The organism is Paenibacillus sp. P13VS (assembly GCF_015143645.1).
GTDB classification, from domain to species: domain Bacteria; phylum Bacillota; class Bacilli; order Paenibacillales; family Paenibacillaceae; genus Paenibacillus; species Paenibacillus xylanilyticus_A.
On the sequence record NZ_WYEV01000011.1, the window covers coordinates 60,499 to 77,291 of the forward strand.

At 49.3% G+C, this 16,793-nt stretch carries 18 protein-coding genes; 5 read left to right on the forward strand and 13 right to left on the reverse strand.

The features are described 5' to 3' along the window. Nucleotides 1-57: 57 nt before the first annotated feature. The 6 genes from GUA98_RS23300 to GUA98_RS23325 all read right to left on the reverse strand — a co-directional run bounded on the left by GUA98_RS23300 (nt 58) and on the right by GUA98_RS23325 (nt 3,415). Complete coding sequence (locus tag GUA98_RS23300) at nt 58-258, reverse strand: copper ion binding protein (RefSeq protein ID WP_095361595.1); 201 nt, start codon at nt 256-258, stop codon at nt 58-60. Between the two features lie 54 nt (nt 259-312). Next, nucleotides 313-708: a metal-sensitive transcriptional regulator gene (locus GUA98_RS23305; protein WP_193724607.1), complete on the reverse strand. Its 396-nt coding sequence runs from the start codon at nt 706-708 to the stop codon at nt 313-315. A gap of 142 nt (nt 709-850) precedes the next feature. Beyond that, entirely contained in the window at nt 851-1,342 is a 492-nt protein-coding gene (locus tag GUA98_RS23310; protein ID WP_193724544.1) for a GNAT family N-acetyltransferase, read from the reverse strand. A 100-nt stretch (nt 1,343-1,442) separates the two neighbouring features. Further along, nucleotides 1,443-1,625: a hypothetical protein gene (locus GUA98_RS23315; protein ID WP_095291650.1), complete on the reverse strand. Its 183-nt coding sequence runs from the start codon at nt 1,623-1,625 to the stop codon at nt 1,443-1,445. An 86-nt stretch (nt 1,626-1,711) separates the two neighbouring features. After that, nucleotides 1,712-2,329, reverse strand: coding sequence for a hypothetical protein (locus GUA98_RS23320; protein WP_193724545.1), 618 nt, complete (start codon nt 2,327-2,329; stop codon nt 1,712-1,714). 195 nt (nt 2,330-2,524) lie between these two features. Next, the gene (locus tag GUA98_RS23325) at nt 2,525-3,415 is read right to left on the reverse strand and encodes a DMT family transporter (protein WP_193724546.1); all 891 of its coding nucleotides are present in this window, start codon (nt 3,413-3,415) and stop codon (nt 2,525-2,527) included. Nucleotides 3,416-3,614: 199 nt separating this feature from the next. Here GUA98_RS23325 and GUA98_RS23330 point away from each other — a divergent pair, with 199 nt between their 5' ends. Further along, the gene (locus GUA98_RS23330; RefSeq protein WP_193724547.1) at nt 3,615-4,505 is read left to right on the forward strand and encodes a LysR family transcriptional regulator; all 891 of its coding nucleotides are present in this window, start codon (nt 3,615-3,617) and stop codon (nt 4,503-4,505) included. Between the two features lie 108 nt (nt 4,506-4,613). On the opposite strand, the gene GUA98_RS23335 is transcribed toward GUA98_RS23330, so the two are convergent. The 6 genes from GUA98_RS23335 to GUA98_RS23360 form a co-directional block, all read right to left on the reverse strand. Continuing rightward, complete coding sequence (locus GUA98_RS23335) at nt 4,614-5,375, reverse strand: nucleoside phosphorylase (protein WP_193724548.1); 762 nt, start codon at nt 5,373-5,375, stop codon at nt 4,614-4,616. Between the two features lie 2 nt (nt 5,376-5,377). Further along, nucleotides 5,378-6,049, reverse strand: coding sequence for a sulfite oxidase-like oxidoreductase (locus tag GUA98_RS23340; protein ID WP_193724549.1), 672 nt, complete (start codon nt 6,047-6,049; stop codon nt 5,378-5,380). Between the two features lie 23 nt (nt 6,050-6,072). Continuing rightward, nucleotides 6,073-6,996, reverse strand: coding sequence for an ABC transporter permease (locus tag GUA98_RS23345; RefSeq protein WP_095291641.1), 924 nt, complete (start codon nt 6,994-6,996; stop codon nt 6,073-6,075). Next, nucleotides 6,980-8,047: an ABC transporter permease gene (locus GUA98_RS23350; protein WP_193724550.1), complete on the reverse strand. Its 1,068-nt coding sequence runs from the start codon at nt 8,045-8,047 to the stop codon at nt 6,980-6,982. Before GUA98_RS23350 ends, GUA98_RS23345 begins: the two co-directional genes overlap by 17 nt. Next, complete coding sequence (locus GUA98_RS23355) at nt 8,044-9,543, reverse strand: ABC transporter ATP-binding protein (protein ID WP_193724551.1); 1,500 nt, start codon at nt 9,541-9,543, stop codon at nt 8,044-8,046. Before GUA98_RS23355 ends, GUA98_RS23350 begins: the two co-directional genes overlap by 4 nt. Before the next feature lie 103 nt (nt 9,544-9,646). Further along, a complete protein-coding gene (locus GUA98_RS23360; RefSeq protein ID WP_193724552.1) occupies nt 9,647-10,678 on the reverse strand; it encodes a BMP family lipoprotein in 1,032 nt (343 codons plus the stop codon). A gap of 278 nt (nt 10,679-10,956) precedes the next feature. Here GUA98_RS23360 and GUA98_RS23365 point away from each other — a divergent pair, with 278 nt between their 5' ends. The 3 genes from GUA98_RS23365 (at nt 10,957) to GUA98_RS23375 (ending at nt 15,360) form a co-directional block, all read left to right on the forward strand. Continuing rightward, on the forward strand, nt 10,957-12,399 hold the full coding sequence (locus GUA98_RS23365; protein WP_193724553.1) for a hypothetical protein: 1,443 nt from the start codon (nt 10,957-10,959) through the stop codon (nt 12,397-12,399). 244 nt (nt 12,400-12,643) lie between these two features. Further along, nucleotides 12,644-13,276, forward strand: a complete 633-nt coding sequence (locus tag GUA98_RS23370; protein ID WP_162009874.1) for a DUF5317 domain-containing protein — start codon at nt 12,644-12,646, stop codon at nt 13,274-13,276. 251 nt (nt 13,277-13,527) lie between these two features. Continuing rightward, entirely contained in the window at nt 13,528-15,360 is a 1,833-nt protein-coding gene (locus GUA98_RS23375) for a diguanylate cyclase (protein WP_193724554.1), read from the forward strand. Nucleotides 15,361-15,505: 145 nt separating this feature from the next. On the opposite strand, the gene GUA98_RS23380 is transcribed toward GUA98_RS23375, so the two are convergent. Then, a complete protein-coding gene (locus tag GUA98_RS23380) occupies nt 15,506-15,673 on the reverse strand; it encodes a hypothetical protein (protein WP_167301679.1) in 168 nt (55 codons plus the stop codon). A 288-nt stretch (nt 15,674-15,961) separates the two neighbouring features. Here GUA98_RS23380 and GUA98_RS23385 point away from each other — a divergent pair, with 288 nt between their 5' ends. After that, a complete protein-coding gene (locus GUA98_RS23385; RefSeq protein WP_153976648.1) occupies nt 15,962-16,792 on the forward strand; it encodes a sensor histidine kinase in 831 nt (276 codons plus the stop codon). The last annotated feature ends 1 nt before the right edge of the window (nt 16,793 follow it).

Genomic DNA, 16,793 nt, shown 5'->3' on the forward strand with positions numbered 1-16,793 from the left:
TATCGCCGCCTTGGTTCAGACCATAGACAATGAGAAATCCGTTTAAGCCATTATAGGTTAGACCACATCGTACCCCTGATCTTCGATAGCAGCCTTGATTTGCTCTACATTCACCTGCTGCTCATCATATTCCACGGCAACGGTTCCGGCTGCCAGGTCAACCTGTCCTTTGGCACCTACGTTCTTCACCGCTTCTTCAACCGATTTGACACAGTGATTGCACGACATTCCAGTAACATTCAGCGTAACATTAGACATGATTCATTCCTCCTTGGGATATATAAATGATGGCTTTATTCCTTGCAAATCGAATTACTTCATCAACTTCCTTACCGTTACGAGCAGTTCATCCACTACTTCGTGTTCCCCTGCCTGAATCCGTTCGACAATACAGCTCTTCATGTGGCCTTCAAGCAGCAGCTTGCCCACTGAATTCAGTGCAGACTGTGCAGCTGCAATCTGGGTAAGCACATCATCACAATACGTGTCCTTCTCGATCAATCCCTTGATTCCGCGAATCTGCCCTTCTACCCGGTTCAAACGGGAGATCAGGTTGCTCTTCATCTCCTGCGAGTGATGGCTCTTGCGCACATGCTTCCCGTCACTGCTCTCGGCATGGCATGCCGCTGCTTGTTGATCGGGTATATGATCTTGGGACGGCGTTACGGATGGTTCCAAGGGTTCCTTGGGATGGCTCTGATGATCCATCATGAACACCTCTTTTCTTCGTTCTTTTCACAGTGTAACATACCCCATGGGGGTATTCAAGCATTAAAATTAATGTTGTTTCTAACCATGAGAGCTCTTAGAAACCTTTACCCCTTTACGTTATACCTTGTGCAACTCATCATTACAGTATGTATTCCATCCTGCTGCTGCGGACGGCTAGACCCATTTGTTCATAAAAGGCCTGCGCACCCGTATTAAATGTGGATACTGTTAATTCTACGCTATCTGCCTGAAGCTCCCTGCCCAGTTCAATTAGAGCATGCATTAATTTCTTACCTGTTCCCTGACCCCGCCCATCACTGCCGACGACCAATTCATTAATATACAGCATCTTGCGATCCAACAGCAGTTCAACCCCCTGAATCAATGTGAGCTGCGCACTACCGTATCCCAGAATATCCCCCGTGCTTACCGATTCTGCAACATACAGATAACGCTTATCCGTCTCCAGCAAACATATGAACTCCTGCTTCTCCATTCTGGGTTGTAATGCTCGATACACATCAGGCCGAGCCTCAACATGCATTTGATGCAGCTCATCCATTAAGAGGGAAACACCGGGATAGTCACTAGCCACTGCCTTTCTAATCTGGATTGGATCCACTTCAATCACACCTTCCTGCTTAAATTTACATTATTATACAACAAAATATAATAAAAGCAGATACCTCATGCGGTATCTGCTTCGTCAGAAACGACTCATTCGTTTCGTCTTATTCTTTGGAGGATTTACCCTCATTAAATGCAACTGGTGATGGCTTAGCTGCCCAATCGTCCGCTTCCGGTTCGATATCTACACCGTTCATGATTTTCTTTTTTTCCATCAAGGAATCCCCGTCTTCGTCCAGCTTGTTGCGAATTTCCGCCTCGTCTTGAGGTTGATTATTCTGTGTCATCTTAGAGTCCTCCTTTATATTTCATCATCATAATGATGTTCCTTTATATAACTTACCCAATTTTTTCATTCCCATTCGCCATGTGGCTATTCGAAATCCACCTGTTGATCCAAAATAACTTCTTCCATCTTATGTTCCAGTTCCGGAATTGAAGGGACCAGTGAAAATTGAACCTGTTCGAGAGAGGAAGGCAGCGCGGGCACGACCCGATAACTCAGATGTGTCTCACCGCCTCCTCCACGACTGCTATGTCTCGTCGACATATGGTTCTGTTCACTAATCACTTCTAACGCCAAATGAGGCACCACACGTACACGGTCCGTTTCATTTCCTTTATAGTGAATCTCCAAATGAACAATACTTTCCGTCTCGTATTGCATTGAATGGGTGATGAGATATTCGCAGGAATCCTGAATCGTTTTCTTCATAATCGGAACAACACCGATTAATGGGAGCTCTTCAGGCGGGAAAAACTGCCTCTGAGGCATTGGTTGTACACTACGCAGGACATAACGGATGTCTTCCTCCTTCAAATCCAGAGACGCTGTCCATTCGTCTATGACTTCCTGAGGTGGATGGTACTGAACCGCTCCTGTTATATGCTTCCGCTCAGCGACCAAACGAAGCATCTGTTCATCAATCTGCCGTACCTGATCATTGTACTCATAAGGGATGACACGAAATTCACTCCAACCTGAACTCATATGCTAATCTCCTCCCAATATTAAAGTTCACCACTGACTTAGGTACCCAATGAATATCAGTATCTAATAGAAACTATTCGCTACTCTAGGTTCGCTCCCTCTTCATAGACTGCAATTAACGCTTTTGCAAAACAAAAAAGACGAGCCTCTCGTCCGGCTAAGATAGCCGGGTGCGAAGAGGTTCGCCACAAGGTTTTATATTTTAGCCACTTTGCTGCCCTTCATCTTCATGTTTACGAGCAGAATGCTAGCAATAATCATGACCAAGCCGGCAATCAGATTAACCGTCACGGATTCCCCAAGGAACAATACACTGCAGAACAGTGCAATCAGCGGAATCAGAAATGTGAAGGATCCCACTTTACTCGCTTCTCCTGAGCTGACCAGTTTGAAGAATGCGAGCCATCCCAGCGCAATGACGAAGACCGAAATGAACAGCATATCCAATATAAATGGAAGTACCCATTGCACTTCAGACCAGTTCTCTGTCGCTGTACCCGTCAATGTCAGGACAACCCCGCCAATCAAAATCGGAATGGCCGTCATCCAGATTCCATCCACCTTCGTCGATGTTTTCTTCATATGTACGGTTCCGATTGCCCAACTTATGGCACTAAACAGTCCGAGCATAACTCCTTCAGGTGATACTTTGCCAGTCATGCCGCCGATACTGATCGTTGCCACTCCTGCAAAACCGAGGACCAGTCCGGCAATTTTCAGCCCATACATCGACTCGCCCAGCCACAGCCAAGCTCCAATACCGAGCAGCACAGGCTGCAGGAATACGATGGAGGAAAATAAACCTGCGGGTACTTCCGTCAGACCTACAGTCTGAAAGCCATAGAAGAAAATGATATTCAGCACCGCAGAGATCGCATAGATATGCCAGGTTTCCCGAAGCCGCAGCGTTTTGTACCTTGGAAAGGCATAGATACCGAGCACCAGTCCGCCAATCAACAGGCGCATGCCTGCAAATAAAAGCGGAGGTGCATAGTTTAAAGCGTATTTGGTCAGGGGCCAATTCACTCCCCACATGAGTACTAGAAAAGCCAGAACCCAGCCTGCTTTTGCACGTGATAAAGCCATAAATCAACCTCTCCTATCTGGCACAGTTTCAGAGCCGTTCCACAATCAGGCACCAGATTCATGCCATTGCCTCAGCCCATCTATATTCAGCGTCGAACGGGCCCATGCCCTCCCGTTGATCGTTCTGTTTCTCCATGATACAATAACAAGCGTAATAATTGAAATGCATGTTAATCATAAGGAGCATAGCATATTTGTTATGAACAATTCACAATTACAATTATTCGTAAAAATTGCCGAGACCGGAAGCTTCACTCGCGCCGGGCAAGAACTGAATATGACACAGCCCGCGGTTAGCCGGGCTATCTCATCGCTGGAAAATGAACTGGACGTCACCCTCATTATACGGGACCGGCGAAACGGTATTGTGCTGACCGATGTAGGACAGCGAATACTCGTCATTTTCCGCCGGATTTTACAGCAATATGATAAGGTGCAGCAGGTCGTTTCAGCAGAAAAGGGGCTCGAAATCGGTACGATACGCGTCGGTTCTTTTCCCATGTCATCGGCTCATCTGCTGCCCAAGATTATCCGATCCATTCGCGATCGTTACCCTAACATCGAATTTGAACTGCATGAAGGAAATATTCATGAAATTCAGGAATGGCTTAACTCACGCGCGATTGATGTTGCTCTCATTATTGTGACGGAACAGGAGCCGGTAGAGAAGGCTTATGAAACAATGCCGCTCTATAACGAAGAAATGCTGGCTGTATTTCGGGACGATGAGCCGTTTGCCGATCAGGAGATCCTGCCAGTGAAGATGTTGAATCAACATCCGATGATTGTATGCCAAGGCGGATACGAAGTGCCGATCGTGGATCTGTTCAAACGTGCGGAAACGGAACTCCATTTCGGGTTTGTTGTCCATAACGTCAACACATGCCTGAACATGATTGAACAGGGGCTTGGAACGGCCATGCTGCCTGCCATCTCTCTGTCCTGGCTCCCTCCTGGTGTGAAGGCACTCCCTACCGAACCGAAGGCTTATCGCCACATCGAGATCGCCGTCCCTTCTCTGGTGGAGGCCTCTCCAGCTTCCCGTTTGTTCATCGAGACGGCGCAGCAATTGTTTGGACAGCGCAGCTAAACACACAAAAAAAGGACATCCACAAAGTCACATTACATGACCAAGCGGACGTCCTTTTTTAAAATTGTTTTGTGTACAGTTATATTCTCAGCATTCGTTGAACGCTGCTTACGCCTGATCCTGCCGAGCGAGCGCAGCAAGTGCACGCAGAGCCGCGTTGATCTCACGCTCAACCGCATGTGCTACCGCATCTGTATGCGGATCATATTCAGCAGCCAGATCGCTGTCGGCGAAGCCGTCGATGGCCACAATCGCACCGGCACGCGCGCCTCGCAGTGTGCTGACGATGTACAGTGCGGCAATTTCCATCTCGGCCGCTAGTACGCCGGCCTGTTTGTACTTGCGGTGAGGGATCTCCTCCACCCCTGTGAAGAATGCATCCAGTGTAACGGTAATGCCTACACCGACTTTACCTGCATTCATAGCCGGATCTGCATGGTCACCCTTTTCCTGTGCAGCTTCAATGAGTGCCTGGGTGACTCCAATATCCGCTACTGCAGGGAAACCATCTGGAACCAGCTGACGGGTCAATCCGTCCGAACGGACTGCTGCCGTGCTGACAATGACGCTGCCCGCAGGGTAATCTGCCGTATAGGAGCCGGCTGTTCCGACTCGAATCAGGGTTGTCACCCCTGCCCGAATCAGTTCCTCGAAGCAGACGGCCGCTCCCGGAGAACCTACGCCATGGCTGACAACAGCCATCTGCACTCCTTCATATAGTCCAACGAATGTACGATACTCCCGGCTGAACGCCAGTTCTCTCACCTGCTCCAGCTTCCGGGAGATCTTCTCCGCACGTGCGGGATCACCACAGACAATGGCATAAGCAGGCATATCTTCCGAATGAATCTGCAAAATGGGCATTAACATCGTCAATCAAACTCCTTCTTCGTCCATTCATCTTCGGGGATCGGCAGATCTTCGCCCGAGAAGCGCTGTTCCTTGAACGGATCGGCAAAGTGATGAAACCCGTTGCTCTCCCAGAATCCGTTGCGATCTTCGGTCATAAACTCCAGACCGCGTATCCACTTCGCACTTTTCCAGAAGTACAGCTGCGGCACCACCAGGCGCAGCGGATAGCCATGCTTCGGTGTAAGCGGCTCGCCGTTATATTTGAAGGCAAGCAGGACGTCGTCATGCATCAACTCTTCGAGCGGAACATTCGTCTCATAATCGTGATCAGCATGGATCATGACATATTGGGCTTCCGGTTTAACGCCCAAAAGCTTAATGAAATCCGAGAAGCGAATGCCTTCCCATGGGGTATCGAACTTGGACCAGCGGGTCACACAGTGAATATCGCTCACCGTATTGACCTGCGGCATGGCCTGAAGCTCGGCAAAGGAGAACACTTTCTCTTCCTCAACCTCCCCGAACACTTTCAGATCCCAGGTGGACAGGTCGTATTCAGGCACTTCTCCTTCATGCAAAATCGGGAATTTCTCGGTTAGCATCTGTCCCGGCGGCAGCCGATCTCCATGCTCAGCACCCGCTTTGGGCGCTGGAGTTTTGGTTTTCTTCAGACGTTCAGCCTTGTTATGCAATGATACCCCTCCTTCTTTTTACATTAGCGCGAGCTTCCGCCCGCTTTCAGTGCATCCTGTGCATACGTACGGTCTTTGAAAAAGAACATAGCCACCAGCGTCACAATGTATGGAAGCATCAGGGTGAAGTGCGTTGGCAGGGAGAAGCCCTGCAGACGAATGCTGAGTGCTTCCATGAAGCCGAACAGTACACTGGAACCCATTACGCCCAGCGGATTCGCTTGTCCCAGCATCGTTGCTACCAAGGCGATGAAGCCGCGACCCGCGGTCATGCCCTCTGTAAACATCGTCACCTGACCGAGCGACAACTGAGCCCCAGCCAGGGCACACAGGATACCGCACATCAGAACCGCACCGTACTGAATACCGCGCACTTTAATCCCGATACTTTGCGCTGCAATGGGATTCTCGCCGACGGAACGCAGACGGAAACCTGATACACTTTTGAACAAATAAAATTGTAGTGCAATAACGAGTATGATTCCGAGGTACACGAGCGGGCTGTGCCCGGAAAATACGCTGCCTACCCACGGAATGTCCTTAATCAGTGGAATATCCCATTTGGGAAGTCCCACCATGTCCTTGTCGTAGTATGCACCTTTTACATCAAAAATCGCCCGTAATGCAAAGGTCGTCAGACCTGTTGCCAGGAAATTGAGCGATATCCCGACCACAATGGCATTGGCCTTGAGATTGATACTAATAAAGGCAAATAGTGCTGAGAACAGCATCACAATAATAATAGAGAAGATAACGGCCAGAAGTACGTTGCCAAACAAATAGTTGCCGACGATCGCGGAGAAAGCACCGATCAGCACGAGTCCTTCGAGACCCACGTTGAAAAGGCCAACACGGGAGCATAATGCCCCGCCGAGCGCTGCAAGCAGGATCGGAGTCATAATCCGCAAGGTCGAGCCGAACATGGCTGCATCAAACAGTTGCTGCATTGGATTTTTTCTCCTTTCTCCGCTTCAGGAATGAATACCCGATCTGGGCTGATACAAATAACGTAAGCACGGCCTGGATTACACTACCGACTTCAAGCGGCACATCCGTATTTCGTTCCATCCCCATTGCACCTGTCTGCAGAGCAGCAAGCAAAATGGCCGCTACAGCCGTACCAAGTGGGTGCGAGCGGGCGAGCAGTGTCGCCATGATACCGCTCCATGCATAACTTGCAGATGACAGCGAGCCATCCAGGAAACGGTACTGTGTTCCCAGCACTTCGCCTGCCCCCGCCAGACCTGCCAATCCACCGCTGATCACCATGGACAGCATCATCATCCGAATCCGGCGAACCCCGCCATACGTCGCGAACGACGGATTGCTTCCGAGCATGCGAATCTCATAACCGGTTACCGTTTTGTGCGTAAACCAATAGATCAGGATTGCAGCTACAATCGCAATGATGAAACCGGCATGCAGTCCCATGCCCTGGAACAGCTTCGGCAGCCAGACTCCCTGATCAATCATCGGCGTCTGCGCCATCGCTGCAGATCCCGTGCGATCCTTGAACGGATAAGATACCATATACCCGCCGAAATAGATGGCAATATAGTTAAGAAGCAGCGTTGTAATCAACAGGTTCATGCCAAACCGGGCATCCAGCCAGCCGGCAAATAGGGACCAGATTCCTCCGGCCAGGATTCCTGCCACAATGGCCGCAATACAGACAAACCAGCCCGGGCCTGGCAGATAGAGCGCTGTGAGCGCTGCACTGAGCCCCCCGAGGATCATCTGTCCTTCGGCTCCCATGTTGAAGAATCCCGCACGGAATGCAAGTGCTACACCCAGTCCAGCAAGGATAATGGGTGTCGAACGAGCCAGTGTGTTTGTGAAGAAGTAGAAGTTCCCGAAGGCTCCCTTCCACATCTCTGCATATGTTTCGAAGACGTTCCCGCCAACAACCAGAATTGCCACAGCTCCTGCAAGCAAACCGATTACTACGGCAAGCAGCGGCTGTACGAGTCCGCGAAGTGTTTCTTTTACCCGATTCATACCCGCTCTTTCCCTCCTGCCATCAATAAGCTAATCTGTTCTTCCGTGGCTTCATCTGCCTTCAGTTCCCCGGCAATCTCGCCTTCATACATCACAATAATTCGATCGGATAATTGCAAAATCTCGGACAGCTCGGACGAAACGAGCAGCACACCAGCACCTTCGTTGCGTTTGCGAAGCAGCTCGGCATGAATCGTCTCCATCGCTCCGATATCGACGCCACGTGTCGGTTCCGCTGCAATCAGGAACGGAGCATCCTGCGCAAATTCACGTGCAGCAATCAGCTTCTGCAGATTACCTCCTGACAGGAACTGTGCCTTCGTCTCTGCCGAACCGGTCTTGATGCTGAACTGTTTGATCCAGCCCTCCACCATAGCCCGTGCTGCTTTGGCCTTAATAACACCTCGTGTCTGAAGCCGGTGATGATGTCCCATAAGTCCATTCTCACGCACGCTGGCATCCTTGGCTGCGCCCCACATATACCGATCCTCGGGAATGTGGGCAAGTCCATGCTCTCGAATGCGGCGAACAGGCCAATTCGTTGTATCCTGCCCCGAGAGCAGGACACGGCCGCTGTCTGCAGTGCGCAGTCCGGCAATAACCTGGATCAGTTCGGACTGCCCGTTACCCGAGATGCCTGCAATGCCAACGACTTCTCCTTTTCGAACTTGCATATGGATATCCTTCAGCGCCGAGCGATCCTTCGCTCCGGACAAGGTTACGCCCTCCACCTGGAGTACGGCTTCTGCAGGCACGGATGGCTGCTTGTCGAGACGTACCAATTCACGCCCAACCATTAACCGGGATAATTCCTCTATATTGGTGTCCTTCGCTTCCAATGTGCCCGTGACCTGACCATCACGAAGAACCGTAATCCGGTCAGCCACGTCCATGACTTCCTGCAGTTTGTGGGTAATCAATACGAAGGTCTTACCCAGCGCCGCAAGAGATTTCATATTTGCCAGCAATTCCTTGACTTCCAGTGGTGTCAGTACCGCTGAGGGCTCGTCCAGGATAATAATATCTGCACCCTGATGCAGCACTTTGAGAATCTCTACACGCTGCTGCATGCCGAGAGGACATTCGGATACTTTTTTCCATGGGTCAACGGGCATGCCGTATTTTTGGCCCAGGTCGTTCACTTGAGCGGCTGCCTGCTTACGGTCAAATACGCCCGCTGCAGCCGGCTCGCGGCCAATGACAATGTTCTCGGCCACCGTAAAGGAAGGAAACAGCATAAAATGCTGATGCACCATGCCAATACCGCTTGCCATGGCTTGAGACGGAGTGGCGAAGCTTACCTCGCGCCCCCGGACTTTGATCGTACCTGACGTGGGCTGCTCCATTCCGTACAGCATGCGCATCAGGGTTGTTTTACCCGCTCCATTCTCACCAACGAGGGCGTGGATCTCTCCCTCACGCAAATTAAAACGGATATCCCGATTGGCGGTGAAGCCGCCGTATTTCTTCGTAATCTGATCCATCTCCAACAGCATGTCTCGCGTTCGCTCCTTTCGGTCTCGGGCATTAAATAGCAGCAAAACCGGCTGCCTGATCGGGCAGCCGGCTGATCAATACCATTCCATCAAACAATCAAAACTATTGCTGCAATGGATCCTTCACAACGATTTTGCCGGATATGATATCTTCATTAATTGCTTTTACCTTGTCGATAACTTCTTGTCCAACAAAATCACTGAGTGCGGATTCACTATCACGTGTAACGAAAGTCAAACCAACACCGTCTTCTTTCAGGCCATAGTTTACAGCACCTGCTTTGAAGTTTCCTTCTACGAAATCCTTCACCGTCTCATAAGTAACCGTATCTGTGGATTTCAATTGGGACAATACGATGTGCTCCGGATCTTCAACCGTGCGATCCGTATCCTGACCGGATGTATAGAAGCCTTTTTCCTTCGCTGCTTCGAATACGCCAAGGTCACCTACTGCAGATGCACCAGCTATGAAGTCTGCGCCTTTGCCGAATTGTACCAATGCCAATTCTTTTGCCTTGGCAGGGTCACTGAAGCCACCAACATAGTTCACGAGGAATTCTGCATCCGGGTTAACGGATTCCAGACCCGCTTTGAAACCTTCTGTATATTTCTTGATCAATGGAACGTCCACTGCTGCGATCATGCCGACTTTATCCGTTTTGGTGGATAGTCCGGCAGCCGCACCAAGCAGATACGCTCCCTCGTATTCACGGAAACCAACGCTACGTACGTTAGGCAGATCAACCGTTGTATCCACAATGGCAAACGACTTGTCCGGATTCTCGGCAGCCACCTTTTTCAGTGCATCTTCTGCCTGGAATGTCGCCGTAATAATCAGATCATAGTTCTCCGCAACCGCAGCACGCAGATTTTGCTCGAAAGCTGCCGGGTCTGTAGATTCGATTGTTTTGGTATCCACTTTAAACTCTTCGCCTGCTTTTTTGAAACCTTCATCCATTTGTACAAAGAACGGGTTTACCCCGATTTTTTCAGGAAGTACAAGTGCCATGCGCAGTGATTTCTCACTGTCGCCACCTTGGGCCGATTGTTCGTCTTTGGAAGCCGAAGTTCCACAAGCCGCAAGCAAAACTGCCAACATGATGATCGATAAGACGAACGATAAGCCTCTTTTCATTTTGAAGATTCCCCTTTTCCACATTCTTTTTTTAATAATCCTAGCGGATACTGTCGATCCTTGTCAATAAATCTTTGTGCATAAACATTCAAATTAAATATAATTATTTCATCACCTACGAAGATACTTTGGGAAGCGCTCCAGAATGGCTTTTTTCCGTTGACATGGATGGCTTCGCCGTGCTAAAGTCAATCCAATTATTAAATTCACATCGGTTTTGTCAGAATTATAGCGCAAACTGTTTCATTTTCCAACCATATCTTAAGGAGGCTATTCATATGAAAAAAATCACCAAGCTCACCCTGGCGGCCCTGCTCGCCGCGCCAGTCACGATCGGCAGCCTCAGCTTGCCTGCTTCAGTTTCCGCTGCATCCGCTTCACCCGTCGTGCCATCCGCCACGCAAACCGCAAAAGCAACCACACCCCAGACTCCATCCGTGTATACGGAGAGTGCAGCCGATTATGCTCAGTTCCTGCAGGCCAAGTATGGCATCCAGCTGCCACAGCAGCTGACCAAGGGCGACTTCATCCAGGCCATAGCAGCTATTATTGGAGCAAATTCGGCAGCAGACTCAACGGAAGAAGCCGGCGACAGTCAAACCCAGGCTCCTGCTTTTACCGATCTGAGCTCGGGAGATTCATCTTATGATGCAGCTATCACCCTACATAATAATGGTATCCTGTCTGGTACAGAAGTTCGTGCCAATGACACCCTAAGCACTTATGCTGCGGTATTCATTGCCGTGAAGGCAGCTGGATTCAAGGAACTTGCGTATACATATCCGGAAGAGAAAACAAAACAAGCGCTCACCAAGCTTGGCATCAGCCCGAATCGCGTTCAGGGTCAGGCGGCTCAGGAGCTCGCCGCTGCCATCGATACCGGTCTGGTTCCAGAAAGCCTCTACCCTGCCCTGCGCAAGGGTGGAGCGGCGAGTACTAATTTTGCCAACATCTTGCTTGGCCGGGTATTGACCAGTCAGGGAAAATACAAGCATGAGATCGGACGCTCTGGCGATGCCGACATCTACTCCAAACTGTATGCCGCGTATCGCACAGCAGATCTGATTGAAGCACCCGAATTAAGAGAGATTGTGGATCAGGCACTCCGGGATGACCTCGTTACAGGATACAACCTGAAGGATAGCCGTTTCGATTCCAACTTTATCGATGAACTGACGTTGACTTATGGACATGATGATATCAAACACGCCGTGCAGCTGATTGGCCTGCTTCGCAGCGAGGGAATCGATGCCGATGTGCAATTCCAACCGAAAACCTCTGCCTTCATTTATTTGAAGGAATGGGGCGAGCCCAAGGAAACGCCGGATTACAAGGTGACCCAAATTGAAAATGGTAATTATATTGCATATGCCAAGGAGTATGATATTCAATTCGAATTCAACAACACGGCAGACAAGGCCCGCTTCAATGACATTATTCTGAAATACGCCAAAAAGAACAGCGATGATTCCTCTGCCCTCATTTATGCTTCCTGGTGGCAACCACTGTATTATTCACCGACAGCTGTTCAGGGCTACCCGGTCATTAGCAACAACAAGATCGCACTTGGCAACTACTACGCTCAATCCTTCTCATTGAAGGAGAATGCCAAAGGGATCCAGGAAGGCTTCCGGAAGCTTGCTCCAGATGCTGACATTACCAGCTACAACTTCTGGGTAGATCAGCCTTTCTTCAATTATCTGAACGGGGAATCAGAGTAAACCCATAAGCGTTGCCTGTTAGCTAGAACTAATCTCGTAATTTGTCACACAAACAGCCGTTTTTCGCGAACCGCGCGATGGATTCAATCCATGGGTTCCGTAAAGACGGCTTTTCATTTATTTTTTTGCAAAATTCTTCTTCAAAATCATTTTTGCTTTGCAGGATTTACCAGTAAAAGGTCGAATAACATATGTACACAAAAAGAAACCGCAATCACACATATCTGAATGACAGGAGTTAATCATGGTATATGACGGCATTCTGCTCGGTTTGATCGTTGGACTGTTCCGGGGCGGGTACCGGTATGGTCTCCACCAATTTGCAACACTTCAACTTCGCGGCGGGTGGATATTCCCACTGTTGCTGCTTGCCCAATTCCTTATCTTTTTCTTGCAGGGAAGACTGGATTGGGTTGCATCCATCAATGGGTACCTCTTTGCGGCGGTGTACGTCACAGGACTTGCATTTCTGTGGCTGAACCGGCATCACCGGGGATTTACGCTGATCTGGATTGGCGTGTTCCTCAATTTCATCGTTATGGCGGTGAATGGTGGACGCATGCCTGTCTCGGTGGAGGCTTCCGCTGTACTCGGACCTTACTATGTGGATATGCTTCGTGAAGGTGGAGCGGTATCGAAACACTATATGATGGATGCATCTACCCACCTTTCCTTCCTGGGTGATATCATCCCGCTCTCCAGTCCCTATCCGCGGACCCAGGTGATCAGCATCGGCGATGTGGTCATGAACATTGGTATATTCCTGTTTATCCAGTACATGATGGTGAATCGTTCCGGCAAGGCTGCAGCGCCAGCGACATCCATCCGGCCTGAAGAGATTAGGACAGACTCCAAGGAAGGGAGGTCTTTTCCATGAAAAAATTCGAAGGCATTAAATATTCCCGTATCGTCATCAATGCAATCATCGTAGCTTCTGTCGTTGTCGCGTTGACTTCGGGATACAAGCTGGGCGGCTAGTACATACTTGCCAACCAAGACAAACAGGCTGCCAGCGGCCTGTTTTTTCTTTCTGGATTTTTACCAGGTAACTTGTTATGTTATACATCTATATGGTATGAACCGATATCTATACATCAAGAGCCGACTAAACCAAGCAGGAGAATTTGTATGAACTTTATTCGTAATCTTATCCATAAAGCAGACCGAAGCAGCATGTATGTTGTTTTGCTGTGCTGTGCAGGCATCGGTATTTTTCTGTATATGAACAAGTTGTCTTATCTGCACCTCTCCACTGGGGAATGGGTTATGGTGTACACCATGCTGGGTGCTGCGCTGATTCTGGATTACTTCACCTTTCAGATCCCACCCAAGGGTAATCAGCAATCCATGGACTCTTCCGTGTATCTTGCCTGTATCTTCATGTTCGGTGGTGCGTTCAGCCTGTCTGTGCTGCTGCCCGTTTCCCTCATTTTATTAATCAAGGATCGCAAGCTTGCCTGGTGGAAACACATTGTTAACTTCAGCATTTACAGCCTTATGATTGCGGGAGCTGGTTCCATATTTACCTGGACAGGCGGTGTTCCAGGAGCGCTGGACGGGTATAATCTGTTTCCTTATTTTGCAGCACTGGCCGCATACTTTATCATTAATACGATCACGCTGGGCTTATTCTTTCATTTCTCCACCAAGGATGCTCTCCAGCAGATGAAACGTGCGTTCGTGACCGAGTCGCTGCTCGTCTATCTATGTACACTGATTCTGGCGTTAGTGCTGACGATACTGGTCATTCATAACGGCATTCTGGGCTTGCTGCTCTACTTGAGTCTCAGCATTCTGTTATCTCACGCGTTCAAACAGCTGTTCCTGATGTACCAGAGCATTGAAGAAAAGGCAAATACCGATCAACGAACCGGTCTCTTTAACCACAGCCACTTCGAGAACATGCTGGAAAATGAGCTGGCATCTGCCCGTGCAGCAGGAACCCCGCTCTCCTTGGGGCTAATCGATATTGATGATTTCAAAAAGTATAATGACCGCTTCGGTCACCTGCAGGGTGACAGTCTGCTTGCTCTGCTAGGAGAATTTCTAAACCGCAAGACGGAGGGTACCCAAGTCACTGCTTTTCGTTATGGCGGGGAAGAATTCACACTGCTCATGCCAGGCATGGAGCTCGACGAGGCTTATACCTTTATGAACAAACTGCGCAAGCAGCTGAACGATACTCCTTTTGAAGGAGTCGAGGTGTTCCCGCACGGCTGTCTCTCCTTCTCCGCAGGGGTCGCAAGATACCAGGTCGATATGTACAATAAATCACAGCTTGTGGACCAAGCTGACAAGGCGCTCTATTATGCCAAAAAACAAGGTAAAAACAATGTCCATCGTCATGGCAGCAATGACGGCATGGAACATGAAATTGACCTGGTGCAGGATGTGCGGGATATCGAGCAACAGCTGAACCTGTTCAGGTACAAGGATATCGACACATTCAAACACTCCAAAAGAGTATATAAATACGCCCTGGATCTCAGTGAGCTGCTGGAACTCGACAATGCGGAGAAACGGCGGTTTGTACTGGGTGCCTTGATTCATGATATCGGTAAACTGGAGATTCCGTGGTCCATCCTGAACAAAAAGGAAAAGCTTACCGCAGAGGAATGGGAAACGATTAAAGGACATGTCACCTGGGGCAAAAAAATGGTGATGACCAACGAACGTTTCAACGATCTGATCCCGTATATTGAATTGCATCATGAGCGGTTTGACGGCAAAGGATATCCCTACGGTTTAAGAGACCGTGAAATTCCCCGCTTGTGCCGAATGCTGACTGTCATTGATTCATTCGACGCGATGACCACCGAACGACCTTATCAGAAAACCAAAACGGTGGATGAAGCGATCAACGAACTGCGGGCATGTGCAGGCTCCCAATTCGATCCTGAGCTGGCGGAGCTTTTCATCCGTTACATTCAGAAGAAGACAGCACAGCAGCTGTTATCCTAACGCACGATAACGTAAGGCTGTCCACCACTATATCCCTATATAATGCCAAAGCGCTACCCCCGGTTCATTGGGGATAGCGCCATTTTCATTTTCATCACTGGGTCAATCTTGGAATTCAGAACAGTTCTTAACGAACCAATTCCAATTAACGGGTGGTGTTCAGCTCATGTGAAGTTTGATGCAGCTCTTTGATCATCTGCTGCAAAAACATGTTATCCTGGCGACTGATTCCGTGCTGATTGTCTTGAAGAAGCATCTGATGAATATTCTTCTTGAGCAACTCACTACGACGTTCCAATACCTCTTGATTCATGTTGTTGCGTTCACTCCTTAACATGGTTTGTCATGAATTCACGTTCTATATAAGTATAAAGAACCTTCCGCCTGAGGGAAAACAGGCACAGCTCCCCTCTCCCGTATACATGCACCCTCACACTCCGTGACATTCTGTCACGACATGTCGTTCTTAGATATCCTTCTATATACTCCCGTATCCACCTATACATCCTCCGAGACCAACAGACTAGGTGCATGAGACAGGTTGGGTTATAATGGGGCATAGATTCGTACCAAGAGTCGATATTAAAGGAGTTCTGGATGCATGTCCTACAAACAAATCAAGTGGATGATCCTGCTGATTCCCACACTAACCGTTGGCCTCTGGGAATACATACGTCATCAATTTTTAATGCCCTACCTCTCCATGGATGCAGGGAATTGGCTCACTCCCGTAATCGTATACCTTGTCAGCGTAACGCTGCTGAGCCGTCTGTTCAAGATGTTGGAAGGTGCAAGAGCTGCACTGGAACAGGAACGTGCCTCCAAGGCAGCCCTTGAGGCCAGGGACCAGCTGGCTCGCGAGCTCCACGACGGAATTGCGCAATCCCTCTTTCTCTTGTCTGTCAAAACTGACAAAGCCGAGCGTGCTATGGCCGGCACCGGGCACGAACATGAAATTCAGGAAATCCGCAAGACCGTACACGAAGTAAATGCCTATGTCCGGCAGGCCATCGCCCAGCTGCGATATGTGCCCAGCCATACCGCCATGCCTACGGGAGTTTCACTTCAAGGACAGGTCGAATCCTTAACGCAGGAAACGATACCTGGAGCCCAGGTTCATTGGGAACTGGACAGTCATTTTTTTACGCCAAAAGAACAAGTTGAGCTCCTCTCCTGTATTCGGGAAGCTCTGATTAACGTACGCAAACACGCGCAGGCCTCCCATGTTCAAGTGGAAGCGGAGGGCAACTCTCTCTCCTGGTCTGTTCGCATTCAGGATAACGGCGTAGGTGTCAGTGGTGATCCACTGCATCTTAAGGACCGATATGGACTGCGGATTACGAAGGAACGTGCCATTCAGATGGGCTGGTCCTTTTCCCTGGATTCCAAACCGGGCCTAACACGAATGACGATAGGTAAGGGGGATGCTTAAT

Coding starts and splice junctions, on each gene's coding strand:
- GUA98_RS23385 (WP_153976648.1), top strand. CDS start 15,962: ATGTCCTACAAACAAATCAAGTGGATGATCCTGCTGATTCCCACACTA.
- GUA98_RS23365 (WP_193724553.1), top strand. CDS start 10,957: ATGAAAAAAATCACCAAGCTCACCCTGGCGGCCCTGCTCGCCGCGCCA.
- GUA98_RS23330 (WP_193724547.1), top strand. CDS start 3,615: ATGAACAATTCACAATTACAATTATTCGTAAAAATTGCCGAGACCGGA.
- GUA98_RS23375 (WP_193724554.1), top strand. CDS start 13,528: ATGAACTTTATTCGTAATCTTATCCATAAAGCAGACCGAAGCAGCATG.
- GUA98_RS23325 (WP_193724546.1), bottom strand. CDS start 3,415: ATGGCTTTATCACGTGCAAAAGCAGGCTGGGTTCTGGCTTTTCTAGTA.
- GUA98_RS23345 (WP_095291641.1), bottom strand. CDS start 6,996: ATGCAGCAACTGTTTGATGCAGCCATGTTCGGCTCGACCTTGCGGATT.
- GUA98_RS23300 (WP_095361595.1), bottom strand. CDS start 258: ATGTCTAATGTTACGCTGAATGTTACTGGAATGTCGTGCAATCACTGT.
- GUA98_RS23350 (WP_193724550.1), bottom strand. CDS start 8,047: ATGAATCGGGTAAAAGAAACACTTCGCGGACTCGTACAGCCGCTGCTT.
- GUA98_RS23360 (WP_193724552.1), bottom strand. CDS start 10,678: ATGAAAAGAGGCTTATCGTTCGTCTTATCGATCATCATGTTGGCAGTT.
- GUA98_RS23380 (WP_167301679.1), bottom strand. CDS start 15,673: ATGAATCAAGAGGTATTGGAACGTCGTAGTGAGTTGCTCAAGAAGAAT.
- GUA98_RS23305 (WP_193724607.1), bottom strand. CDS start 708: ATGGATCATCAGAGCCATCCCAAGGAACCCTTGGAACCATCCGTAACG.
- GUA98_RS23355 (WP_193724551.1), bottom strand. CDS start 9,543: ATGCTGTTGGAGATGGATCAGATTACGAAGAAATACGGCGGCTTCACC.
- GUA98_RS23315 (WP_095291650.1), bottom strand. CDS start 1,625: ATGACACAGAATAATCAACCTCAAGACGAGGCGGAAATTCGCAACAAG.
- GUA98_RS23320 (WP_193724545.1), bottom strand. CDS start 2,329: ATGAGTTCAGGTTGGAGTGAATTTCGTGTCATCCCTTATGAGTACAAT.
- GUA98_RS23370 (WP_162009874.1), top strand. CDS start 12,644: ATGGTATATGACGGCATTCTGCTCGGTTTGATCGTTGGACTGTTCCGG.
- GUA98_RS23335 (WP_193724548.1), bottom strand. CDS start 5,375: ATGTTAATGCCCATTTTGCAGATTCATTCGGAAGATATGCCTGCTTAT.